Annotated in this window: 19 protein-coding genes and 1 pseudogene; 10 read left to right on the top strand and 10 right to left on the bottom strand. The window is 67.9% G+C overall.

Annotated features, from left to right (window positions below):
* Positions 1-213: 213 nt before the first annotated feature.
* From ACFS27_RS13025 to ACFS27_RS13000, 6 genes are all read right to left on the bottom strand, one after another.
* Complete coding sequence (locus ACFS27_RS13025; RefSeq protein WP_377183487.1) at positions 214-1,011, bottom strand: HAD family hydrolase; 798 nt, start codon at positions 1,009-1,011, stop codon at positions 214-216.
* A 244-nt stretch (positions 1,012-1,255) separates the two neighbouring features.
* Positions 1,256-2,002, bottom strand: a complete 747-nt coding sequence (locus ACFS27_RS13020) for a 5-formyltetrahydrofolate cyclo-ligase (protein ID WP_253877762.1) — start codon at positions 2,000-2,002, stop codon at positions 1,256-1,258.
* A complete protein-coding gene (locus ACFS27_RS13015) occupies positions 1,999-3,228 on the bottom strand; it encodes a hypothetical protein (protein WP_253877764.1) in 1,230 nt (409 codons plus the stop codon). The genes ACFS27_RS13020 and ACFS27_RS13015 overlap by 4 nt, the downstream gene beginning before the upstream one ends.
* A 49-nt stretch (positions 3,229-3,277) precedes the next feature.
* Entirely contained in the window at positions 3,278-4,135 is an 858-nt protein-coding gene (locus tag ACFS27_RS13010; RefSeq protein WP_377183484.1) for a phosphotransferase, read from the bottom strand.
* Positions 4,136-4,149: 14 nt separating this feature from the next.
* The gene (locus ACFS27_RS13005; RefSeq protein WP_253877774.1) at positions 4,150-5,502 is read right to left on the bottom strand and encodes a hypothetical protein; all 1,353 of its coding nucleotides are present in this window, start codon (positions 5,500-5,502) and stop codon (positions 4,150-4,152) included.
* A 302-nt stretch (positions 5,503-5,804) separates the two neighbouring features.
* Entirely contained in the window at positions 5,805-7,013 is a 1,209-nt protein-coding gene (locus ACFS27_RS13000; protein ID WP_377183482.1) for a M20 metallopeptidase family protein, read from the bottom strand.
* A gap of 235 nt (positions 7,014-7,248) precedes the next feature.
* Between ACFS27_RS13000 and ACFS27_RS12995 the strand changes: the two genes are divergently transcribed.
* Complete coding sequence (locus ACFS27_RS12995; RefSeq protein WP_253877778.1) at positions 7,249-8,286, top strand: NAD-dependent epimerase/dehydratase family protein; 1,038 nt, start codon at positions 7,249-7,251, stop codon at positions 8,284-8,286.
* Here the strand turns inward: ACFS27_RS12995 and ACFS27_RS12990 are convergent.
* Entirely contained in the window at positions 8,242-9,747 is a 1,506-nt protein-coding gene (locus ACFS27_RS12990) for a hypothetical protein (RefSeq protein ID WP_253877780.1), read from the bottom strand. The genes ACFS27_RS12995 and ACFS27_RS12990 overlap by 45 nt on opposite strands.
* Positions 9,748-9,981: 234 nt before the next feature.
* Between ACFS27_RS12990 and ACFS27_RS12985 the strand changes: the two genes are divergently transcribed.
* Positions 9,982-10,632: a YdcF family protein gene (locus tag ACFS27_RS12985; protein WP_253877782.1), complete on the top strand. Its 651-nt coding sequence runs from the start codon at positions 9,982-9,984 to the stop codon at positions 10,630-10,632.
* Positions 10,633-10,692: 60 nt separating this feature from the next.
* Here ACFS27_RS12985 and ACFS27_RS12980 read toward each other — a convergent pair whose 3' ends face one another.
* Positions 10,693-12,000, bottom strand: a complete 1,308-nt coding sequence (locus ACFS27_RS12980; RefSeq protein WP_253877784.1) for a hypothetical protein — start codon at positions 11,998-12,000, stop codon at positions 10,693-10,695.
* Between the two features lie 309 nt (positions 12,001-12,309).
* On the opposite strand from ACFS27_RS12980, the gene tmk reads away from it, so the two are divergent.
* From tmk to ACFS27_RS12945, 7 genes are all read left to right on the top strand, one after another.
* Positions 12,310-12,948 carry a dTMP kinase gene (tmk, locus tag ACFS27_RS12975; RefSeq protein ID WP_253877786.1) on the top strand — a complete coding sequence of 213 codons (639 nt, stop codon included), beginning with the start codon at positions 12,310-12,312 and terminating at the stop codon, positions 12,946-12,948.
* Between the two features lie 187 nt (positions 12,949-13,135).
* Positions 13,136-14,371 (top strand): methyltransferase, FxLD system, encoded by a 1,236-nt coding sequence (gene fxlM / locus ACFS27_RS12970; RefSeq protein WP_253877787.1) that lies wholly within the window; start codon positions 13,136-13,138, stop codon positions 14,369-14,371.
* Positions 14,372-14,419: 48 nt separating this feature from the next.
* Positions 14,420-14,614, top strand: a complete 195-nt coding sequence (gene fxlA, locus ACFS27_RS12965) for an FxLD family lanthipeptide (protein WP_253877789.1) — start codon at positions 14,420-14,422, stop codon at positions 14,612-14,614.
* A 64-nt stretch (positions 14,615-14,678) separates the two neighbouring features.
* Complete coding sequence (locus tag ACFS27_RS12960; protein WP_377183477.1) at positions 14,679-17,891, top strand: lantibiotic dehydratase; 3,213 nt, start codon at positions 14,679-14,681, stop codon at positions 17,889-17,891.
* A complete protein-coding gene (locus tag ACFS27_RS12955) occupies positions 17,888-19,090 on the top strand; it encodes a lanthionine synthetase C family protein (RefSeq protein ID WP_253877793.1) in 1,203 nt (400 codons plus the stop codon). Before ACFS27_RS12960 ends, ACFS27_RS12955 begins: the two co-directional genes overlap by 4 nt.
* A complete protein-coding gene (locus tag ACFS27_RS12950) occupies positions 19,072-20,010 on the top strand; it encodes a thiopeptide-type bacteriocin biosynthesis protein (protein ID WP_253877795.1) in 939 nt (312 codons plus the stop codon). The genes ACFS27_RS12955 and ACFS27_RS12950 overlap by 19 nt, the downstream gene beginning before the upstream one ends.
* Positions 20,007-21,188, top strand: coding sequence for a hypothetical protein (locus tag ACFS27_RS12945; protein WP_253877797.1), 1,182 nt, complete (start codon positions 20,007-20,009; stop codon positions 21,186-21,188). The genes ACFS27_RS12950 and ACFS27_RS12945 overlap by 4 nt, the downstream gene beginning before the upstream one ends.
* A gap of 250 nt (positions 21,189-21,438) precedes the next feature.
* Here the strand turns inward: ACFS27_RS12945 and ACFS27_RS12940 are convergent, their stop codons facing one another.
* Both ACFS27_RS12940 and ACFS27_RS12935 read right to left on the bottom strand, forming a co-directional pair.
* Complete coding sequence (locus ACFS27_RS12940; protein ID WP_377183474.1) at positions 21,439-21,975, bottom strand: GNAT family N-acetyltransferase; 537 nt, start codon at positions 21,973-21,975, stop codon at positions 21,439-21,441.
* Positions 21,976-22,156: 181 nt separating this feature from the next.
* Positions 22,157-22,744: pseudogene (locus tag ACFS27_RS12935) on the bottom strand (GntR family transcriptional regulator); the annotation flags it as partial.
* 418 nt (positions 22,745-23,162) lie between these two features.
* Between ACFS27_RS12935 and ACFS27_RS12930 the strand changes: the two are divergent.
* Positions 23,163-23,471: a hypothetical protein gene (locus ACFS27_RS12930; protein ID WP_253878341.1), complete on the top strand. Its 309-nt coding sequence runs from the start codon at positions 23,163-23,165 to the stop codon at positions 23,469-23,471.
* The last annotated feature ends 2 nt before the right edge of the window (positions 23,472-23,473 follow it).

The raw sequence follows: 23,473 nt of genomic DNA, 5'->3' as shown, positions 1-23,473 counted from the left end.
TGGCGGGTATCAGCAGCGCCTGCTCGCTGACCCCGCCAGCTCTTCGAGCGCTCCCGGTTTCGCGGGAACGGCTACGTTTTCGGGTTGGCCGTGCTTAATACGTAGCCGGAGTGGTCGCGGCGCGGGATCGAGGCCGGAAAGGTGCGCGCGGGTGCAGTTCGTCCACGACGGCACGGACTTGGTCGTCCAGTGGCGCCGGCGACGCGATGGCCGTCACTGTGCCACTCCGCTGGTCACGGGGCCCTCGAGCATGGTCCGCAGCACGAGCGCAGCGCCGTGCTCGGCGAGTGTCCCGGTGACGTGGTCCGCGGCGGCTCGTACGGCGCTCGGCGCGTGCCCCATGGCGTGGGACTCTGCGGCCCACGCCATCGCAGGTAAGTCGTTCATCCCATCACCAACGAAGATTGTGCGCTCCGGCGCGACGTCCAGCATCATCCGTACGGATTCCAGCGCGGCTGCCTTCGACGTTCCGGGAGGTGTCACGTCCAGTGCGTGGGGAGCGGCGTAGACGACGACCCCGAGGGCACACAGCGGCTCCAGTAGCAGCTCGGCGATGTCCGGTGCAGCGAGCACGACACGTGTTGCTGCGCCTTGATCAAGCTCGTGCTGGCTCACGACAAGCTGCCGGCCGTTTATCCGTCCCTTTGGGAAGATCTCCGAGACGCGGTAGCCCCATCCAACTTTCTCGATCGCGATACGCACCGTCGGACACAGTGCGCGCGCGAGGCGGAGCACCGGCTCGACTACGAGTGTTCGGCGGGTGTGGATTTGATACCGGCCGGGCGCCGACTCGTCAACCCGCGCGATCATGGCGCCGTTGGACACCACGATCCAGGAGCCGTTCAAGCCGAGGTCAACGGCGATGGGCAATGCTCCGACCAGCGAGCGACCTGTCGCCAGGACCACGGGATGTCCCGCCGCAGTAGCGTCGGCCACGACCTCCTTCGTCGCATCAGGAAGGTTGGTCGTGCCATCGGGCACGAGCGTCCCATCGATGTCCAGTGCCACCATGCGACGGCGCATGGTGCTCTGCGGGTTGTCCTTCATCGGGCCTCCTCGCGCGGCGGCCTGTCACGCCTCGAGGGCGGGCAGATCGCGCGATGATCGGTAGTGCATCCACCATCGACCAGCGCACCTGCATTGCAGGAGGGCATTCAGAAAGTAGTAGTCCGGCATTCTGTGTCGGGCTTCGTCAGGTCGCCGTAGAAGGTGAATACGTTCTGGGCGGGCGCCTGAATCGCGGGGATGTGAATTGTCACCTGCCTGTTGCACGCCGTGCGGCAAGTACCGGAATCTCACGGATCATCGATGCGGGTAAGACCGCCCAGTTAATGTCCGCGGGGCGCTTTCGAGTCGAGGTCTTGATGACGCGGGTTGGCGTGATGATCAGGTCGACATGGAAATCGTGGCCTGCCTCAGGAACTGCCGTGTCCACAACCTGCAGGTCATGAACGGTAGTGACGATCGTCGTCTTGTCCCCGATGACTCCCGCTTCGGTCAGCAGTGCCACCTCAATATCACCGTAGCCAGCACCCTTGCCCAGCCGACCACCCGACGCATCTACAGCAACACTCCCGGTCACCACGAGATCGACAGGCGACATCTGCCCGACGTCGACCAGCTCCCCAAGGCGTGCGGCTTCGTGGCGGTCAGCAGCCGCATCGCGCGGCCCCGGCATAACAGCAGGGTCCAGGAGTAGGAACGGACGGGGCTCTGCCAGTCGTGGGACGGCCATGTAGACGCACTTCCCTGCCACCAGAGCAAGGGCACGTACGGGACGTTGCGCAGCATCCGGAACCGCCTTGATCACTGAGGCAGTGGTCCACGCCTTGAGCCCAGTCAGGCGGTGCGCGGCAGCATCGGCTCCCTCGAAGTCAGGTATGTGCCCATGGACACCTGGCTCGACAACTCCCGCGTCCTCAAGCCGGTTCCACACCAAGCGGCGCAGTGCTCCCTTTTGCCGGTCCACGTCGGCGTGCTCCGGTCGGGGGCTGCCGGTCATGAGGCCCCCAGAGACAGGAGTCGTTCGCGGATATCGGCTACCTCGCCCACGTCCCGCCACGGCGCAAGCTCGCGGCCGGCCTGAAACGCGATCGTCATTCCTCCACCACCACGGGTGGACTCCACAACGTCGAGTGCTTCGCCCAGCACGACTGCGGCCTCTTCGGGGCGCCGCTGCCGGATCAACGCCAGCGCGAGGTTCGCGGTGACCATCGCCCGCGCCTTGGATCCTTCCGGTGTCCGGGTCGCGGCTGCTTGGAGGCGCCGCTCGGCGCGCCGACCATCCCCCAGAGAGACGAAGACCGATCCCGCCATCCGGTCCACCGTATCGGGCGAGAACCAGAGCGCAGCGGGGTCATCGAGGGCCGCAGCCTGGAGGAGGTTCTCGGCATCGGCCAGCGCTCGCATCGCCTCGCGCGCCGACCCGAGCATCCCGAGCGCCTCTGCCGCATGCAGGAGCCCCAGTCCGGCCAAGACCTTGCTCGACCTCGCGGCAACGTCCGCGGTCCGCCGCGCTAGAGCCAGGCCGTCTTGCGGGGCCTTGTCGCTATAGAGCGCCACGTAGCAGGTCCGCAGCCACGCGCTGGCCTCGGCGACCCTGTCCCCGGCCCTTGCTGCTGCCTCCGCGGACTGCTGAAAATACCGCCGAGGAGCCACACTGTCGCGGCGGGCCGATGCATCCCAGACGATCTTGCCGAGCAGAGCCGCAGCCAGAGCCTCGCCAGCGAGCCGTTCACGCTCCGGGCCTCGGTCCTGGGACATTGCCTCCGACAGCAGGCGAGCTGAGTCGACCAGGAGCAATCCCGCTGGCCGGTTGTCGTAGTCCGACTCCAAACGCTTGAGGCGCTCAAACAACCCGCTAGGTGCCTCGTCCGGCAGCTTGGCCTGGACTTTCGCGATCGTCGCCGGACTCGAACCACGGCCCCGCCGCGTGGGATGAAACCCGAGGTCGGCGTCGCTCTCGACGCCCAGGACGGCGCGGAGCCCAGCACGGTAGACCGAGCCCGGCCAACGAGACCGGCCCCGCTCGTACCGAGCGAGCGTGTCGACATCGAGGTGTCGGCGCTCCCCTGTGGTGCTCCAGATGTACTCATTCACCGCCGCGGCAAGCTCAGCCCTGGTCATCGGCAGGCCGCTTCCCGACGGCGACGGGGTCGCCTCACGCCGACGGCGCAGGTGCTCGTTGTGCACAGTCCTCCCCTCCCCGTCCGAGAGGTCCTGGTCCACCGAAGTCACAGACATGCCAACCTGCCGGGATCCGACGGACAGTCACGCGTCATTCGATCGGCTGCCAGTCCCAGGGGCGCGGTCCGTTACGGCCGCGCAGGCTGTTCACACGGACATGCGCGTCGTCACGAAGGTTCGTACGCCCCTGGGCGACGTACACGGCGAAGCACGTCACTCGTAGCTCCCGGATATCGCGGAAGAGCTCGAACTCTTCCCATTGAGTGACATCGCTTCCGTACTCGTCGCAGTACTCGGCGTACTTCGCCGCCGTCAGGGTGCCAAAGCTGGTCAGCCTGCATGCTGTGGATGTCAGGTCCCACTCGGGCGGCCCGACTGAGCAACGTTCAAGGTCCATGAAGGTGACACCCTGCCCGTCGACGTCGACGACGTTTCCGGCCCATGCGTCTCCGTGGATCACTGCCTCGGGCAGGCCCAGAGGCCGTCGTTCCCAGCGAGCCAGGAGCTCAGCGAGCCGGGCAAGCAGCCAGCGGTGGTCGTCGTCGGACAACCATTGCGCAGAGGTGACCCGCTCGTGCAGGCGGACGAACGGTGCGACTTTGTGCTGTGCGAACTCATCGGGAACCGGGAGAGCGTGCAGCTGCTTCAGCGCTTGCGCAACCTGCCGCGGTGTTCCGGCTTTCCGCGGCGCGAGCTCTTGCCAGAACGTGATGGGGTGGCCTGCGACAACGACCGGCTGCGGGACCGGGAGCGGCTCGACCGCACGCACACCGTTGTCGTTGAGCCAGCGGCCGAGGAAGACCTCACGCGCAGCGACGCCCCCCTGCCCCGGCTTGCTGATCCGGACGACGACCTTGCCCGGCAGCCCGTAGACCTGGTTCTCACCGTCACGAAGAAGCACCGCGCCGGCGGACGAGAGCCCGACTTCCCTGCATGCATGGTCGAGCACCTGACGCATAGTCGTCATGCAGCAGTCCCGACGGTCTCCAGGGAGATGAGCAGCCGAGCGACGTCGATACTCGCGCGATGGCGCTGGGCGGGCGCGACGATCTCCAATGCGGTACGCCTCACGCGCAGAGACCGAACACCTTCCGCATCACGAACCGCATCCTCAGCGATCTTGGTTGCCTGATTCGGGTCCCCGGTGCGCATCGTCAGAGCGGCCAGCTTGAACCCGGAGAACGCACGCGACCGGATATATGCGTCGGGGTGCTCGGCCACTGCGGTGGCGAGCCGGCTAGTGGCCTCCTCGACTTCTACGCCGTGAACGGCTAGCTCGTGCAGGGCATGGCCAGTGTCACCGGAGTGCTGGGCATGGTCGTAGTACGTCATCCAAGGGACGTCGTTTGCGGGGTCGGCGTCCGCGAACGCATCGTCGGCCGCTCCGATTGCACGGAGCGTGGCTTGCACGTCACCGAGCCGACCCTGGGCACGGGCGACCGCGGTATGCAGCATCGCTCGCTCCGTCGGGGTGAGGCGATCAGCATGCACCAGACCGAGTTGCGCGAGCGACCGGCCCCCGTTCACATCGCCGATCCATACCGCCTGGCGTGCCCGCCACGAAAGGGCCTTCGCCCGCAGGTTCCAGTCGTTGCCGGCTTCCGCGCATTGCGTCGCAAATGCCAGGATCCTCGCGGCTAGCTGGTGCTGATGAGCATCGAAAAGTAGGGACCCCATCGCCACCCCGAGCTGCCCCACGGCCGTCGACAGGTGCGGTCGAAGCCGCGGCGGGCACGAGGTCTTGAGCAGATCCACCGCAGAGGACATCTCAGCAGAGACGGCGTGCCCGAGCTCCTGCCCACCATGAACGTGAGCCCACGACGTGAAGAACTCACCCACCGATCGCAGGCGTGCGATGTCCGCCTCTGACACCACCCGAGCTGGCGCAAGCACCTCAAGCTCGCGAGCGAAACCGTCCAAGGAGACGCTCAAGCTGGCAGCGGTCAGCGTCTGCAGAAATTGGCGTCGATCCACGGGCTCGGCCAACTCAGCCGAGGCAACAGTCTGACGGGCAGCCTGTACTGGACCGCCCGGGACCGCAGTCTTGCCTCGCCGGGTCGGGAAGAACCCGAGCTCAGCATTGGTCTCGACGCCCAGGACAGCACGGAGACCATCGCGGTACATGGCACGAGGCCATCGGATTTGGCCGCGCTCGTAGCGAGCAAGGGTGTCAACGTCCAGGTGACAGTGCTTGCCTGTCGTCTTCCAGACGTACTGATTCACGGAGGCCGCCAACTCGGCACGCGTCATCGGCAGGCCGCTGCCCGATGGTGACAAGGTCGCTTCACGACGTCGACGCAAGTGCCCGTTGGCCACAGCTTCCTCCTCGAACGGACCGCGTGGAGATAGAGATGACGGCACCGCTCACAGTAACGACCGACGTCACGGATGGGGAGCCGATGCGTCAGAATGCCGGAACTGACGGGCCAGAATGCCTGCCTCGATGCGTGACATGGTGGCGATTGAGAGTCGAACTCGCGTTGCTTGACGTTGGTGCACCAGACGGCAATCGCCTTCGAGCCCTTGAGTCGGTCGCCCTCTCTTCTATCGCAGCAAAACCAGATCGCTCATCGAGTCGAGTCCAGGTGCAGGGACGACGCCGCTGATGGGCGCCACGCTTAGGGCAGTGAGACCGCCAATTTCGTCAGGGCGACGACCGCCAGCTCCGCAAGTGCCGCCGCCTGGTCGCCGAGCACGGAGTCGTCGAACCTGACGACTGCGGAGTGGTTGGAGGGCGCATCCTCTGCTGGGACGTCGTCGGGCCGAGCCCCGAGCTGGATGAAGCACCCCGGCACTCGCTCCAGGACGTAGGAGAAGTCCTCGGCCCCCATGATCGGATTGGGCCGCTCGAAGACCCGGTCAGCCCCGTACATGCCGCCCAGGGTGGTCTTCGCGTGGTCCCACATGTCGGGGTCGTTCACTGTCACCGGATATTCCGGTTGGAAGCTGACGTCGGCCGTGCAGCCGTGCGCGTCCGCAACGCCTGCGACGAGCCGTGGCAGTTCGACAGCCAGCTGTTCCAGCGATGCGTGCGACAGGGTGCGCACGGACGCTACGAGCCGAGCGGTGGACGGGATGACGTTGGACGCCGTTCCCGCGTGCAGCTCACCGACCGTGATAACCACCGGGTCGAACACGTTGATCCGCCGGGTCGTGTACGACTGGAGCGCCATGACGATCTCGGCCGCGACCGTCACCGGGTCGACTGACATCCATGGTGAGGAGCCGTGACCACCCCGGCCGTGAACGGTCACGTTCAGGACGCTGTTGCCTGCCCAGGCGGGGCCCGCTTTGGAGACAAAGAGACCCTTGTTGTACAGGCCGGTGACATGGATGCCAAACGCCGCATCGACGGCCGCGCCGGCCGCGTCCAGGACGCCTTCTTCGATCATCGGGAGTGCTCCTCCGGGTCCCTCTTCGCCGGGCTGGAACATGAAGACGACATTGCCCGCGAGCTCGCTCTTCCTTGCGCTGAGCAGACGCGCGGCACCGACCAGGCCGGCCACGTGCAGATCGTGCCCGCACGCGTGCATCGTGCCGGTGGTCGCGGCGAACGGCTCACCCGAGTCCTCCATGATCGGCAGACCGTCCATGTCTCCGCGCAGCAACACAGTCGGCCCCTGCTCGGTTGATCCCTGGAGAACCCCACGCAGCACGGCGACCACCGAGCTGAGCCCTGCACCGACTGTGATCTCCAGCGGCAGCCCGTCCAGCGCCTCCAGTACCGCCGCCTGCGTTCTCGGCAGATGCAGTCCGACCTCGGGGTGCTGATGGATCCGCCGCCGCAGGGCGACCAGGTCGTCGAGAATCAATGCCGCATCATCCACAAAGCCCACGCTGTCGGTTCTCCAATCGAAGTGCTGCCTCCATCGCCGGGCCGCTGACGTCTGTTGTCCCGTGCGTCCCGACTGGGTTCCGCAAGCATGGTGGGCGTCGCGAAACTTGCTGAGAGCCTAAACGGCAAGAGCGCCCACCAGGCAGGGCGGCCTCGGTGTATCAGGGTGTGGACACATCAGTCGCATGCCTGGTGCTCAAGCGGTGCTGTCAGGCACGATCGCGGCCATGCGCATCCTCATCCTCGGCGGCACCTGGTTCCTTGGTCGTGAACTCGCGCAGAGCGCGCTCGCCCGGGGATGGGAGGTGACGTCGTTGACCCGCGGTCGCAGCGGTCTGCCACCTGAAGGTGTCGAGCACGTCACTGGTGACCGTAGGAGCGCGGATGATCTTCGGCGGCTGAGCGAAAGCGGACCGTGGGACGCGACCGTCGACACCTCCGCCTACGAACCGGGGGACGTGAACCAGGCGCTTGCGGAACTTGGTGACAGCGCGGGTCTCTATGTGCTGCTGTCGACGGTGTCGGCGTACCGAGACTGGCCGGATCGTCCCGTTGAGGAGTCGGATGACTTGTGGCCGACGCGCATGGACGCGCGTGAGTCGGACCCGGATGTGGCCGGGCTGCCCGGGCCTTTCCAGTACGGAACTCTTAAGGCGGGATGTGAGCTCGCAGCGGCGGCTGCGCCAGGAGGTGCCCTGATCCTGCGCCCCGGGGTAATCCTCGGTCCCGGGGAGTACACCGGTCGAATGCTGTCGCTCTTCGAGCATGCGCAGCGCGACGCGGCGTGGCTGCTGCCTCCCCGTGATCCCAGGATTCAGCCGGTCGACGTACGCGATGTCGCGCGTTTTGCCCTGGACCAGATCGCGGCGGCGCGACCCGGCATATACAACCTGACAGCTCCGTTCGGCCACGCCACCTACGGCGATCTGATCGATGCATGCCTCGAAGCCACCGAGGGAGAGGCGACTCCGGTCCACGCGAACGACGCGTGGCTCATCGAACAGGGGGTACGCCAGTGGACGGAGATCCCCCTGTGGCGCACCAACCTCGGGACGTGGCAGGTCAACGGCTCTAAGGCGGCGGCAGCCGGGTTCACGTGCAGGCCCCTGCGAGAGACCGTCCTCGACACCTGGGCCGGCTACCAGAAGCAACAGCCGGTGTATCACCCACGACAGGACGAGCACGGTATGAACCCTGCCCGCGAGGAACACCTGGTCACGCTATGGAGCGATCGCACCGGAGGCGACGCCACCCGCGAGAAGTAGCGAGCGGTGATCATCAGCTTCCCCGGTGAACGCTGTGATCTGGTCTTTCAGAGCGTGTGCGGGCTGGTACTTCTTCCATCTCGGATGGCCCAGAGCATTCTGGACGCGATCAAGGCGACCGGTAAGCCCTACTCGACGTTGGTCCACGGGCGTAGACCAGATGTACCGCAGCTGGTCGACCGCGGCATCGAAGCGCTCAGCGGCTAGCTCGGCGGACGCAAGATCAATCCGAGACCGCCTGACAAGGTGGCCCGAGACCGTGCCAGGAGCTGCTGCGATTGTCTCGCGGAGACGGTCAGCACCCTCAACGGCGTCGCCGACCGTCACGAGCGCAGTCCCCGCGCACATCGCGTTGCGCGTGAGCCCCCAGCCGAATTCACCGCCGATCTCGTCGTGTACTTCTTCGGTTCCATCAGAGGAGGCCAGGGCTTCATCGGCACGTTGCAACGAGTCAGCGACCTCACGCTGGTCGCCTATCAAGGCCCAGGCGCGAGCCCGCACAGCGTGTAGGCGTGCGCTCGCGCTTCCGTCCGGAGCAGCGGCAAGAGCCAGATCTGCGATACGCACAGCGTCACGTGGATTGCCGGACCAATAGGCCACCAGGCTCAGGTGGCCGGTCGACCATGCCTTCAGCCCGGCGTGCCCGATGACGTCCGCGTACTTGGCTGCTGCACGCGCTTGAGCCACCGAGGCTTCGGGCTGTCCTAGATCGAAGCTCGCCACTGCCAGCAGGGCGCAGGAGATTCCAGCGTCAAGGTTGAGGCTCGTCAGCTGCGCCGGCCGGCGCGTCTGCTCGAGCAGACCATAGGCCAGGTCACGCGTACCGCGAGCATCAACCAGCACCTTGGCTGGAGGAAGAATGTCGTACTGGCGCGCCAGGCGCACTATCTCGTCGTGCACAGTCGCAATTCCCGTCGGGTCGATTGCCGCCGTCGCCGTCGCAAGGTGCCACCACGATTCCCGAGCAGCCTCATCGGCCGCGGGACCCGCATCAGCCTCACCTTTGGGGGCTGTCGGACTTCGGTGGGTAGATGACGCCGCGACGACGCCCAAGGGCATCGTCGCCCAGGCGCCGGATGGCATAGGTGGAGTAGCCGGTGATGGCCTGGCATCGCCGGCGTGATGGATCAATTCACCTGGAAGGTTGGCTTCGCCGACCTGAAACGCCGAATTCTTCCGCACGGCAGTCCTGCCACGGGGTGTAGGAACGAATCCGAGGTCAGCATCTGTCTCGACGCCGAGGACCACGCGAAGTGCTTCCCGGTACATGCCACCCGGCCAACGGATCTGCCCGTGCTCGTAGCGACGCAACGTATCTACGCTGAGGTGGAGGTCTTTGCCTGTCGTCTTCCAGAGGTACTGGTTGACGGCCTCGGCAAGCTCTGCACGGGTCATCGGGTGACCACTGCCAGAAGGTGAAAGAGTCAATTCACGACGACGTCGCAGCCGCACGTTCGACATCGACCACCTCACATTCCTCGATCCGGACCCGCCCACCCATGGCAGACCACCCCCGGCGAGCCGTCCGCTCAGAGTAGTGACCCCGGTCACACAAGCGCAGCCCTGGGTGCCAGATTGCCGGACGGCAATCTGGCGCACCGTGTCACATGACCGAGGCGTGAACGTCTTGGCCGAGTAGTCCTTGGCCCGAAACACACCCTCTGCATGTGCTGGCGGCATGCCAGACTGACCGCCATGTTTTCCACCAGCGTGATGCAGGACGCTCAGGTCCTGTGGGACTTTCACCAAGTACCTGACGAGGGTCGGTCGACAGACATCGGGATCGGCCTGGGCAGCCACGACATCGGGGTGGCTGAGCACACCGCCGACCTCTTTCAGAAGGGGCGCTTCCCGACCGTGGTGTTCACGGGAGCGAATGCACCAACGACGGTCGAGCGGTTCCCGCGCGGCGAGGCGACGCATTTCGCTGAGCGAGCTCAGGAATTCGGTGTCCCGCAGAAGGCGATCATCATCGAACCGAGGGCGGTCAATACCAGCGAGAACTTCACGTTCACGCGTGATCTATTAGCTGCGCATGACGTGAAAGCATCGTCGGCAACGATCATCAGCAAGCCGTACCAGCAACGACGCGCGTGGGCGACCGCCCGCAAAGTCTGGCCCGAGCTCGATCTAGTGTGCTCGGCACGCTGGCTGGAGCTGGAGGAATACATCGAGTCCATCGGTGACCCGGAGCGGGTGCTGAACATGCTCGTCGGCGACACGCAGCGCCTGTGGGTGTATGCCGAGGCCGGGTTCGCGGTGCCGGTCCAGGTTCCTACAGCGGTGCAGGCTGCGTACGACCGGCTCGTGGACGCGGGCTTCACCCGGCGTCTCGTCGTGTCGTAGCCGGGAGGCACAAATTGCCGCCAGCACGCCGCCGAGGACAGTCAAGGACTGGATATACCGTCAGGCCGGGGTGATGGGAACACCAGCCAAGTCGGCCATGCGGCTGAGCTCGGCCCCAGGGCGCCGTGGGGCGCTTGAGATCAGCTGGGTAACGATGCAGCGCGTGATCTGGTGGTGGCGAACCTGCGAGGGCGCCACCATCTCTGCCCGGACGAGCGTTGCGAGCGCGTCCTCACGGTCACCGACCGCGAGGCTAGCCCGAGCAACGTCGAGATGAAGGCGTACCCGCCGTTCTATCGGCAGGTGTTCTATTCGCAGCAGTGCGCCGGTCGCCAGGGCGGTATCCATGTCTCCTACCGCGGCTGCAACGTTGGTCCGGTGAATCGCGACATTGGATGGCCCGAAGGCGGTCCACAGGTCGTTCCGATCGGTACCCGTGACCTGCGCAGCGTTCTGGGCCTCATCAAGGTAATCGCCGGCGCCAGCGTGATCGCCTTGACCAGCCGCCAGCATCGCGCCGGTCAGGAGCATCGTGCCGTAGACCGACGCCGACAGCGGTGTCTTGCCCATCAGAGGCTCGAAGTCGCGGGCTACTGTGGCGATTGTGGCAAGGGCGTCGGCGCGATCCCCGGAGGCGGCCTTCGTGAAGGCAGCCGTGCGTACGAGGGACAGTCGCAGGCATGGATCGCCCGCTGCCTCGGCGGCGGTCACGCCTCGATCGGCAACAAGCCGGGAAAGATCAGTGTGCTTGGCCTTGCTCAGCACGATCGCCGCGATCTGGCAGGCAAGCGCGATCACGCGCGGGTCGGTGGCATCAGCCATCGCAGGTTCCGGATCTATCGAAACGAGCGCGGCGGAGGCGTGGTACGCGGCGTTCTCATAGCGGCCGGCCTGATATGCCTCGAATGCGGTCGCCACATGTTGACGCACCGGAGCAGATGAGTCAGGGGCGTCAGTTGGGACTAACTTGGTCGAGGTGTGCGACAGGACTGCGCGGCGGAGCGCGTCCATCCCCGTGCCAGGATTTGGCAGTTCGCCGACATCACGCGGGGCGGGCCAGCTAGCGACCCACGCGCTGAGGTCAGGGATCGCGCTCCTCCCCCGTCGCGTCCGGAAGAACCCGAGGCCGGCATCGGTGTCGACACCCAGGACGGCACGAAGCCCATCGCGATACATGGCACAAGGCCATCGGAGCTGCCCGCGCTCGTACCGGGCGAGGGTGTCGGCATCGAGGTGGCATTCCTCGCCGGTCGTCGCCCAGATGTACTGGTTCACCGCCGCAGCAAGCTCTGCACGTGTCATGGGCAAGCCGCTGCCCGACGGCGACGGCATCGCTTCCCTGAGCCGACGCAAATGCTCGTTGGCCACGGTTTCCCCCTCTCGCGCTTCCCCTGAAGATGAAGGCCAACACTCAGAATAGCGACCGGCGTCGGGCGCCGGGAGGCCTAGCCCAGAATGCCGGATCGGGTCGCTCAGAATGCCCTCCCCCGCAGAGTCGAATCGACGCACAGTGGCCGTGCACGCGTGCCAATCCGGCGTGCGTCGACATTCAGTTGCGCCCAAGGAGGCAATCGTGCCGGTCCCTGTACGACTTCTCGTGCCCGACTGCCCTGCTCATCATCCTGAGCACAACCAAGACACGGGACACGAAGCGGCCATGACCTCACATGACCTGCCGTGAGCACGCCGATGAGCGCGGGATTGTTCGTCGCGGTCGACGGACCCAGCGGCGTGGGCAAGTCCACTCTTACCCGGGCGCTCACAATCCGCCTGACAGACGACGGCCACACAGTGCACCGGACGGCTGAACCCTCAGACGGGCCTATCGGATCGCTCGCACGCACAATGACGAACACCGCTGACGGCGCCACTCTCGCTTGCCTCTATACCGCCGACCGGCATCATCACCTCGCCCACGAGATCGAACCGCGCCTCACGGCCGGGGCGATCGTGATCACCGACCGGTACATCGCCTCGGGCCTGGTCATGCAACGCCTGGACCGCGTGGATCCCGCCTACCTCCGTGCCCTCAACCAGCCGGTCCGCCCACCTGATCTCCTTCTCGCCCTCACGGCCGACGACGAAGTCATTCGAAGGCGCTTAACTCGACGCGGGACGCACAACCGATACCAAGACCAACGTGCTTCCAGCCAGGAAGAGGCTGCGTACCACCGCGAGGCCGCCCAGCACATCGCCGGCCAGGGCGCACTCGTGCAGACCATCGAAACCACGCACCTGACAACCGACGCCGTGGTCGCCCTCGCACACAAATACGTGCGCGACGCGCTCACCGCGCGCGGAGGCGTCGCCGCATGACCCTCACCACGGTCACATCCGCGCGCGATGAGGGCCCCGCATGGTGGCTGACCCGAGGAAGCCGCCTTCCGACAAGCCTGAAGTCAAGTGCGCCACACGCAGTGGCCAGCCCGTCCGGTGCCCACCACACTCAGCAGCACCCGGCCTTGGCGACCGCCCCGGCCCCGGCCCCGATCGAAGGATGAGGATGAATCTGACGACCGACACGACCCGCACGACCGACGACGCGCGCTCCGCCCGCGAGGCGATGGTGGCCTGGTTGGAGGGCCACTTGACGTCGCCTGCGGTGCTTGGCGCGCTGCGCACGGTGCCGAGGGAAGCGTTCGTGCCCGAGGGCACGCCGCTGACGGACGCATACGCGCCGGATCGGCCTGTGATCACCCGGCGTGAGGAGCATGGCGCGGCCACATCGTCGGTGTCAGCTGCGTCATTACAGGGCCGGATGATCGAACTCGCGCAGGTTGGTCCTGATGCCCGCGTGCTGGAGATCGGCAGCGGCGGGTACAACGCGGCGCTGCTGGCCGAGGTCGTGGGCGAGGCAGGGTCAGTGGTGAGCATCGACATCGACCCGTGGGTCACCGATCGCGCAACCGAGTACCTGTCTGCGACCGGATACGGCGACCGGGTGACGGTCGTGACCGGGGACGGTGAGCTTCCGGTGGAAGGCGAGGGCCCGTTCGACGCGATCCTGGTGACGGTCGGCGCATGGGACATCGCCCCGGCCTGGCTGGAGCAGCTCGCGGAGGGAGGGCGGCTGGTGGTGCCGCTACGGATGCGGTCGGTGACCCGGACCGTAGCGCTGCGCTGGGACGGGGACCACCTCGTCTCCGAGGCTGCCGAACCTGGTGGGTTCGTGCCGATGCAGGGTATCGGCGGACACGACGAGCACGCGCTGCACCTGCCTGATCCGGCCGGTGGGTTCTTGACGCTCCGGTTCGACGACGAGGTGCCGGACCAGCCGCACCTGCTAGACGGCGTCCTGGCTACCCCCGTGGTCGAGACATGGTCGGGGGTGCCGCTGGCCCACGGTCAGGAGTTCTCCGGCCTGCACCTGTGGTACGCGTCTTTCCTGGACGGGTTCTGCCGGATCAACGCCGACCCGGATACCGAACTTGCCGGGCAGCAGGCTCAGACCTGGTTCCCATTTGGGACCGCGGTCGGCGACTCGTTCGCCTACCTGGCGATCCGACCCCTGGACGGCAGCGGCGTCGAGTTCGGTGCCCGCGCCTGGGGACCGCACGCTGACCAGGCCGCCGAGCGCCTCAACGCCCAGGTCCAGGCCTGGGACGAGGCCGGACGGCCGGACAACGCCGACATCGCCTACTGGCCCGACGGCGCGAACCTGACCGTCACACCGCGAGGCGCGACGCATCTCCGCAAGGCGCGGGGCGTCATCACAATCTCCTGGCCGACCGAGTCCTGACCGGCCAGGACGCCGAGCACGACACCACCACTCCAAGGAGGACACTGCATGACCCCGCCCCTGACGCTAGATGCCCCGGCGCTGAGCCTGGACTCGGCTCTGCTCGATGACGACTTCGAGCTCGACCTACGCGTGATCGAGTCCACGACCCCGCTGGTGGCCACGATGTGCTCCACGAGTGACGGATGTGGCAGCTCCTGCTCGAACAGCGCCTGCACGACGGGCAAGAACACGCCGTTCTGACCTGCACCCGCTGGTGGCGTACCCGTACGGGTGCGCCACCAGCCTGATCCTGGAGGGATGCCCGATGCCCACGCGACTGCGCAACACCGGCCCGCTGCTCGTACGGGCATCCACCGCCCCCACTGACCTGCCTGACCCTGCCGGACTTGACCTCGCCACGGCTCCCACGCCCGACCTGCTGGGCTGGCTGGCCACAGCCTGGGCTCACGACGGGCTTCGTGAGGCGGTCACGGTCGCCAGTCCAGCCCTGACCCAGCGGATCACGACGCTACTGGCCACGCCTGTCATCGACGCTTCCGGCACTGTCCTACCCGATGCTGTTGGTTCTCGTGCCGCCGAGCCTCGTGTGATGCGGCGCGCCGTGCGCAGTCTGGCGACCTACGTGATCCGGTGGCAGCAACGCTGCACCCCGTTTGGGCTATTCGCCGGCGTCACTACCGCCGTACCGAACTCCGCCTCCTCCGCCTCAGGTCTCACCGCCTCACAGGATTTCGCGGCCTGGCGACCGGTTGCGCGGCCGGATGCTGAATGGCTCCGCCTGACCGCTGCCGGCCTGGCGGGCGGCACCGATCTCTCCGCGCGGCTGATGGTCACCGCGAACCCGCTTGCCGTCGAGCGTGATGGCCGGATCCTGCTCGAGCCGCGGCTGGTCGGGGACGGTCGGGGAACCACGCTACGAGACGTGTCGATCCGTGCCACGCCTCTGGTGCGCGCTGCACTGACGACCGCCCGCGAACCCGTCGCACTGACAGCTCTGACCGAACGGCTCGCGCGGGCGACCCAGGCCGACGAGGTCCGCCGCACCCGGCTGCGCGTCCTGCTGGACACCCTCATCGACCGGGGGTTCCTCATCTCTTCCGCCGTCCCGGCCTCCACGTCCGGCGACGGTCTGGACGATCTCCTCTCGCTCGCCGAAGCCGTAGGGGCGCCGGCCCGGGCAGCGTTGGCTCGCATTGGGGAACTGCTCGACGAGTACAACGCGCCCGACGGCGGCACAGCCAGGCGCCGTGAAGCACTGACCGCTCAGATGCGTGAGGTCACCCCGGAGGCAACCACGCTGATCGCGATCGACACGCGCTTCGAAGGCGCCTTCACACTCCCGGCGTCGGCGGTGCGGGAGGCCGAGCGCGCCGCGTCGGTGCTGCTGCGGCTGTCGACCGAGCCGTTCGGTGCGGTGCGCTGGCTCGACTACCACGCCCGGTTCCGTGCCCGCTACGGCACCGCGACCCCGGTCCCGGTCACCGACCTTCTCTCCGACGCCGGCCTCGGCTACCCGACCGGCTTCCTCGGCGCGCCCCGGACACGGCCGGCATGGCGGCAGATCACCGACCGTGACTCCGTCGTGCTCAACCGCCTGCACCGCGCCGCCCTGGACGGCACGGACGAGGTCGTCCTGACCGAGGCCGACGTCGCCGCGCTCACCGTCGGCGACCCGCAGACCGCGGTACCCCCGGCCCGGTGCGAGCTCGGTTTCACGATCCACACCTCGTCACCGGACGCGCTGTCGCGTGGAGACTTCCGGCTGCTGGTCACCGCGGCACCGGAGTCGTGCACCACGATGACCGGTCGGTTCGCTCACCTGCTCGACCCCGTCGGCCAGGACAACCTGGCGCGCCACGTCCGCCAGCCTGCGGCCGCGCCCGACCGGCCGGTCGTGGCGCAGCTGGTCTTCCGGCCGCGGCGAGAGAGCGCCGACAATGTGGTTCGCGTACCAGTCCTGACCGATCACGTGATCGTCCTCGACGAGCACTACGACGGCCCCGCCACCCGCATCGGCATGCACGACCTGGCTGTGACCGGTGACGACGAGCAGCTCTACCTCGTGCAGGCCTCGACCGGGCGCCGGGTCGTGCCGGTGTTCCCGCACGCCCTGGAGCTGACCTCACGCACGCCGCCGCTGGTGCGGTTCCTTGCCGAGGTCTCCGACGCGCGATCGATCGTGTTCCGCCCTTTCGACTTCGGAGCCGCCCGCACCCTGGACCACACTCCGCGCTTGCGGTACGGACGCACGATCCTCGCCCCTGCCCGCTGGATCCTGCACACCGGCCAGCTCACCAAGCAAAACCACGAGCAGCGCAGCGGGCGCGGCTCGTGGTGGGACCGGTTCGACGCCTGGCGTACTCGCCACCGGGTGCCGGCGCGGGTCGTGCTGGCACAGGACGGCACGCACCTACCGCTGGACTTGGACCAGCCGCTGGACCGGCACCTGCTGGAGCACCTGACCGCGGGCAAGGACGTCGTCGAGTTCCACGAGCAGATCCCTGACGGTGATGGGTGGCTCGGACGCCCTGCCGAGGTCGTGGCACCAATGACGCCCAAGGACCCGCCCGACCGCCTCCCACCCAACATGCTCCGCGGCGCCACGGATCGCGCAGTCCCAGACCGCACCGCTACGGGACTGGCCTCGGTGAGCCGGCCCGCTCCTGGCCGCCCTCCGAGGGGTCTGCTGAGTGAGGGGGTGGTCGCGGTGCGGATCGCGGGCAGTCCTGCGCGGTTCGACCAGCTCATCACCGACCATCTGCCTCGCCTGGCCCGCGAGGTGGCTGCCACGCACCCGCACCGCTGGTGGTTCACCCGGTTGCGGGACCTGGTCCTGCCCGAGCGCGACCAGTACCTGCAGATGACCCTCGATCTGGGCGACCCCTTGGCGGCCTCGGAGGTGCTGCCGGTTGTCGTCCGAGTCCTGGAGGACGTGGCTGCTGCGGGGCTGCCGTGCGAGGCAAGCCTGCACGCCCATCACCCGCGGACCGGCGTCTTCGGCACCGGACCCGCATTGCAGGCGGCCTACGACGTCTCCGCTGCCGACGCGCTGGCGAGCGTCGAACAGATCCGCCTCGCCCGCGACACTCCGGTATCCGGGCAGGGTCTGGCGGCGGCCTCGTTCGTCGCACTGGCCACCGACCTGACCGGCGGCACTGCGGCCGGATACCGGCTCGTGCTGGACACGGTCCCGCACACCCCGGGCAAGCTCGACCGGGACGCTGTCGAAGCCGCGTTTTCGTTCGCGGACCCGACGGACGAGCACAAGCAGCTACGCGCAGCGGGGGGCGACACCGTCGCCGACGCCTGGGCGACCCGACGAACCGCCCTGACCACCTACCGGACCCTGACGGCCACCAGCGGCCCCGTGCTCGGCACCGTAGTCCAAGCGCTGTGGCGCGACCACCACGCCCGCGCCCTGGGTGTCGACCCGGACACGGAGCGGACCACTCGTCTGATCGCACGCCGGGCCGCCCAACGGCTCGTCGCACTTGAGAGGGCCGGGGTACACCGATGAGCGCCCCGATCCTAAATCAGACCACCGCCCATACCTCGCCCGGGGTCTCGTCGCAGTCGCTGGCCGAGGACAGTGCCGGTCTGGTCCTGCTATCTATCGAGCACGCGATGACCGGGGCAGCGACCTGGGACCAGGCCCGAGCGGGCCTGCGCGCCCTTGCGACGACACCGGTCGACGCCGCCCAGCACACCGGGCTGTTCTACGGCGCGCCCGCTCTGACGTTCATCCTGCACACCGCACAGGCGGACGGGCGCCCACGCGGCCAAGCCACCCTGAGCCGGCTCGACGACCTCGTGTCCCGGATCGTCCGGGCCCGGCTGGACGCCGCCGCACACCGCTCCGCCTCCGACGCGGCACCCGAGTTCGCCGAGTACGACCTGTTCCACGGGCTCACCGGGCTCGGCGCCCTACTGCTCCTACGGCGTCCCAGCAGCGACGTCCTGGCCGACGTCCTGCACTACGTCGTCGACTTGGCCCAGCCACGGATCCGAGACGACATCATGCTGCCCGGGTGGTGGGTAGACCACGACCCCGACCCTTCCGCGCCCACCCCGGGCGGGCACGCGAACCTCGGCATGGCTCACGGCGCCGCAGCGCTCCTGGCTCTGCTCGGCACCGCGGCCCGCCGAGGGATCATCGTGGACGGGCAGCTCGACGCGATCGCGGCACTCCTGAACTGGTTCGACCAGTGGCGTCAGAACGGCCCGCGCGGCACCTGGTGGCCGCAGTGGCTCACCCGCGACGAGCTGCGCACTGGACGACCCACCGACTCGCACCCGCCCCGCGTGTCGTGGTGCTATGGCGCCCCCGGGATCGCCCGCGCCATCCAGATCGGCGCCATCGCCACCGGCGACCACACCCGACGCGCCACGGCCGAGGCGGCGATCGCCTCCGCACTGACCAGCGAGCAGATCGAGCGGCTCACCGACCCGGGCCTTTGCCACGGGATCGCGGGCCTGCACCAAACCGCCTACCGCGCCGCGCTGGACGCCATCGACACCACGATCGCCGACCGCTTGACCGCCGTCGCGCCGTACCTGGCCCGCAGCGCCACCATCGACGGCGCCGACTCCCCCGGCGAGGGCGGCGGCGATCGGAGCTTCCTGACCGGGCGCTCCGGTGTCGACCTGGCCGCCTCGACCCTGCACCACCACCGACCACCTACCTCTGGATGGGACGCATGCCTGCTGATCAGCTGACCCGCTCCGAACCCCTGGCTGCCGCGGTCATGGACGCCCTGACCGCATCAGTGCCCGAGGCGGCCGATCGGCACGGCATCGCCTCCGACGTGCTCGCCGATGCTGTGGACGCATACACCACCGCTGGCCTGGCAGCCCTAACCCCGAGCGGTGACTCCCGGTGGACCCAGGCCAACATCTCCCTGCCCAGTGATGCTGCGCGCGATGAGGTTGCTCGCGCGCTCGACGACCTCGGGCAGGACGGCGCCCATCTGGGATGGTGGTTCCTGAACAAGCCTCCCGGGTGGCGCATCCGTCTGCTGGACGCCGACCGGGCCGCGCTCGCTCGCTCCCTGGACGTGCTGCGGGCCGACGGCGTGATCGCGGAGTGGACGTGGTCGGTGTACGAGCCCGAGACGACGGCCTTCGGCGGTGCCGCAGCGGCGATCTGTGTGCACGACCTGTTCTGCGCCGACACCCGTGGCGTCCTGGCTCACCGCGCCGGGCCGAAAGGTCTGGGCTCGAGGGAGACGTCGGTTCTCGCCCTGGCTGGCCTGGCCCGTGGTGCGCGCCTGGACATGTTCGAGACCGGGGACATGTTCGCCAAGGTCGCCGCCCTGCGCCCGCCGGTCCCGGTCGAAAGGGCCGAGGAGGTGCGCCACCTCGCCGAGGCGCTGCGCCCGCACCTGCTGGCCCACCCCGACCCGGCCGAGCTCGCTTTGATCGTCGGCGATCACCTGGAACTGTGGATGACCGCTTTCCAGGCCGCGGGGTCTCAGCTGGCGGACCTGGCCAGCACCGGGCACCTACAACGTGGCCTGCGCTCGGTGCTGGCCCAGGTCGTGATCTTCCACTGGAACCGCCTGGACCTGTCCGTCGGCGCCCAGACCGCCCTCGCCGGTGCAGCCGTCCACGCCCTGCTCCCCGGAGACAACTCTTGACCACACCGACGGGCACCACGCCTGCCGCCGGCGCGCACACCACGATGGAATTCGACGCCGCTGTCCGTCGCTTCCCACTCGTGGCCTGGGCCCGGCCCGCCTGCCCACCCCTGCCAGAACGCGTCGCGGACATCGCCGACCAGGCCAAGAACCTGCGCGACGCGCCCCCCGACCGTGAGACCGCAGAGAGCGCCGCCGCGCTGCTCAACCTCGCCGCACTCATCGCCTCCGACTGCCGCGACGCAGCCCTCGCCGAGGACCTCTGCCACCAGCACCTGGACACCTACCTCAGCCACGACCGACCCGTCGCCTACGCCGACGCACCACTACTGCTCGGACCAGCGACCAACCTCGCCCGGCTGCGAATGCGCGCCGCCGACGGCGACACGGCCCTGACCATCCTGGTCAGTCTGCTGCGCGGCGTGCAGCACAACACCGACGTCACCGTCGATGACCGCACCCTGCCCCTGTCGACCCTCCACGGGCCGGCCACCGAACGGCAGGAACTCGTGACGTTCGTCTGGCTCCAGCTACTCACCGACGGCACTAAGGCCCTGACCCTCGCCGGCCGGTGGGCCGACGCCGCCCGCCTCGTCCATGCCTACAACGGGATCGGGCTGCATCTGTTCGAAGGACGACAGATCACTGTCATCGACAACCTGCTCAAAGGCGACCCAAAGGCCGCCCGGGAGGTCTTGGCCGACGCCGAGCTCAGCGAACCTTGGGAGCACGAGGTCGCCGCTTGCCTCAGGTTGCTTCTCGCCGCCCCCACTGACTGCTCGACCGCGATCGAGAACCTCCTCGCCCTGTACGACGCCGCCGAAGGGCACCCCGAACGACCGCACTACCGGGCGCGCCTCGGCGTCACCGCGAGCGTCCTTGTCTGTTCCCACGATCAACAGCTGGCCGACGACGTCCTGCACCGCACCGCGCTAGAGGCCCTCGAAGCGCACGACGGGTACGCGGCGCGCGAGGTGCTCCTGCACCCACGCGTCGACAAGGTGCTCGGCGCCGAGCGGGTCGCCGAACTGCATCAGTGCGTCGGGACATGCGGCCTCAAGGGCGGACGCCTCAACGGAAGGGTCCTGGCCATCCTCATGGACGCTACTGGCAGTGCACTGCGAACTCTGGGACGGGCGTACCGCACCAAGACGGAGACTCGCACGGCGATCACTTAGAACTCGCCGTGCTCTGCGACCACCGCACCTCGGGCAGTTCCTCGCCGGCCGCGAGGTACAGCCAAGTCCCGTTGCCCGGGCCTGCGCACACCGACCACATTTGGGGCCCGGTCGTGGGGTTGCTCGTCCACCGTCCCGGTCGATGGAATTGATTACGAACGAGCTCGTGGTGGCGGCGGACCATGAGAGCGCTGGTGTTGCCTTTACTACCGCCGACCAACTGTCGGGGTCATTGGGGCGAAGCCGCCCGTCAGGCTCTTGTGAGGCGTGGCGTGATGGCGGGACGGGCTGGGCGCTGGAAGAGCGCACCAGAGGGGTAGTCGGCGCGCTCTACGGTCCGTAGGTGCTCGAACCCTTGGCTCCGGTAGTACTCGTGCAGGGCGTGGTTGGTTGTCCAGGCGTCCAGGCGTAGCCAGCGTGCGCCTTCTTCGTAGGCCCGGTTGCCGCACCAGTCCAGGAGCTCGCCGCCTAGACCCTGTCCGGCGGCGGGGCGGCGGACCGTGAGGCGGTGGACGTATCGCGCCGGTTCGGCGGTCTCTTGCGGTGTCCAGATCGCGGGTTGGGCGGCGGCGTCCAGGGTCACGGTGGCCACGGTGACGTCGCCGTCGTCGATCAGCCAGGCGTTCCCGTTTCCGGCGTCTGCGGCGAAGCCGGCGAGCATCTGCTCTTCGTCGGGGAAGTCTGACGCCCATTGGTCGGTGTTCCTCGTTGCCAGCCAGTCGATCGACTCGCGCCTGATCTCGAGCAGGAGCGATACGTCGGCTTCCGTGGCTCGGTAGATCTTCACTTCTGGGTGGCTTCGTACGCGTCGATGTTGCCGAGCTCGTACACGATGCGGTTGCGGTCGGCGGGCAGCGTGACGCGTGTGACGCGTGTCGGCCGCTCCTCGGTCCACGCTGTGCGACGTAGACGATCACCGGGACACCCGTGGCGACGTCGAGCGTCTGGTGGTCGTCGGGCGAAGGCATCCGTGACGTCACTTCGTCGATGTGGCCGACTTCGACGTACCCCGCTGCGGCCATCGCCCGGACGGTGCCTTCCTTGATGTCGTGCGGGACGTTGAGTCCGGCCTTCTCGGCGACGTCCATCGGGTACCACGAGTCCTGGCGGGAGGAGACCTGCCCGTCGATGTACCGGACGACGCGCCGGAGCACCACGAACGTGTCGATGGGGATCTGGAGCCGGTCTGCAACTTCGGCGACTGCCGGCTCGATGCGCATGGAGAATGCGGTCGACGGCTCGAAGCCGGCCTCACGCGCCTCGGCCACGAAGGCGTCGGTGCTCGACGACGGCCGGTCCACGCGTTCGGCGCGTGTCGCGTGATGGGTGAGCGAGCTCCACTCGCGCACGAAGCTGCCGCGCCCTTGCTCGGTGGCGATCAGGCCTTCGTTCTCCAGCGCGGCCAGGGCCAGGCGGATGGTGTTGCGCGACGTGCCGTACTGGTCCATCAGCTGGCTCTCGGTCGGCAGCCTCGTTCCCGGTGCGAGCTCGCCCGTCGTGATCCGGTTGCGAATCTCGTCCGCGATCCCGCGAAACAGCGTTCCGGCCCTGGCCATGAAAATCTGCCCTCCATCGGGTTGTACCAACAACTGGAACAAGCCTACGCGTACATCTATTGACACCGGACGTGACGGGTGTCACGGTGGTACGCAACTTGTTGGTACAAGTCCAGCAAGTGGTATCACTGGGAGAGGATAGTGATGTCACAGAAGCGGATTGTGGACCTCGCCCCCGCGCGAAGGCGGCGGCTCGCCGAACGCGGTAGCGAGCAGCCCGGGGACGTCCGATGAACGCCACCGACCTGCTGACACTCGTCACAACCATCGAAGCCTTGATCGCGGCGGGCTTCATTGGCTGGGCGGTGCGCGTGTGGACCCGCTGAACCATGCAACGGCACGCACGACGGTCGTGCCGTCCGGCCGTGCACAGCACCCGACCTCAGTTGCGCAGGCCGCGACGCCGCAGGTCGCAGCAGTGAGCACCCACGGCGGTGCCACGATCATGTCGGCGGATGCCGAGCAGGTACCTGCGGACGGACGACTGCCCGTCCTGCGCCAGGCGCTCTCCAACGCCGGCACCGCCGCGGCAGCGCTGGTCGACCTCTCGGCCGAGCTGAGGCAGGCCGGTGTACCAGGTCTGGCCTGGGACAGCGACTACCTCGCCGACCAGGTCGACGCCCTTGCTGGTGCGATCGCACTGCTGGTAAAGGCCGGAGACGAACAGACCGGGACGACCGGACCTACCGACCAGGGCGAGGCCGAACGGCCCCGACAAGCGGACTGAAC

The sequence above is a fragment of the Promicromonospora vindobonensis genome (genome assembly GCF_042685865.1).
Lineage (GTDB): Bacteria > Actinomycetota > Actinomycetes > Actinomycetales > Cellulomonadaceae > Promicromonospora > Promicromonospora vindobonensis.
The sequence above is the reverse complement of the archived record's forward strand: the minus strand, read 5'-3'. Positions and strand labels throughout refer to the sequence as shown.

Excerpts from the sequence above, each read along its gene's own strand:
- ACFS27_RS13025 (WP_377183487.1), bottom strand. The coding sequence starts at position 1,011 with ATGGTGGCACTGGACATCGATGGGACGCTCGTGCCCGATGGCACGACC.
- ACFS27_RS13020 (WP_253877762.1), bottom strand. The coding sequence starts at position 2,002 with ATGACCGGCAGCCCCCGACCGGAGCACGCCGACGTGGACCGGCAAAAG.
- ACFS27_RS12995 (WP_253877778.1), top strand. The coding sequence starts at position 7,249 with ATGCGCATCCTCATCCTCGGCGGCACCTGGTTCCTTGGTCGTGAACTC.
- ACFS27_RS12990 (WP_253877780.1), bottom strand. The coding sequence starts at position 9,747 with ATGTCGAACGTGCGGCTGCGACGTCGTCGTGAATTGACTCTTTCACCT.
- ACFS27_RS12985 (WP_253877782.1), top strand. The coding sequence starts at position 9,982 with ATGTTTTCCACCAGCGTGATGCAGGACGCTCAGGTCCTGTGGGACTTT.
- fxlM (WP_253877787.1), top strand. The coding sequence starts at position 13,136 with ATGAATCTGACGACCGACACGACCCGCACGACCGACGACGCGCGCTCC.
- fxlA (WP_253877789.1), top strand. The coding sequence starts at position 14,420 with ATGACCCCGCCCCTGACGCTAGATGCCCCGGCGCTGAGCCTGGACTCG.
- ACFS27_RS12960 (WP_377183477.1), top strand. The coding sequence starts at position 14,679 with ATGCCCACGCGACTGCGCAACACCGGCCCGCTGCTCGTACGGGCATCC.
- ACFS27_RS12955 (WP_253877793.1), top strand. The coding sequence starts at position 17,888 with ATGAGCGCCCCGATCCTAAATCAGACCACCGCCCATACCTCGCCCGGG.
- ACFS27_RS12950 (WP_253877795.1), top strand. The coding sequence starts at position 19,072 with ATGCCTGCTGATCAGCTGACCCGCTCCGAACCCCTGGCTGCCGCGGTC.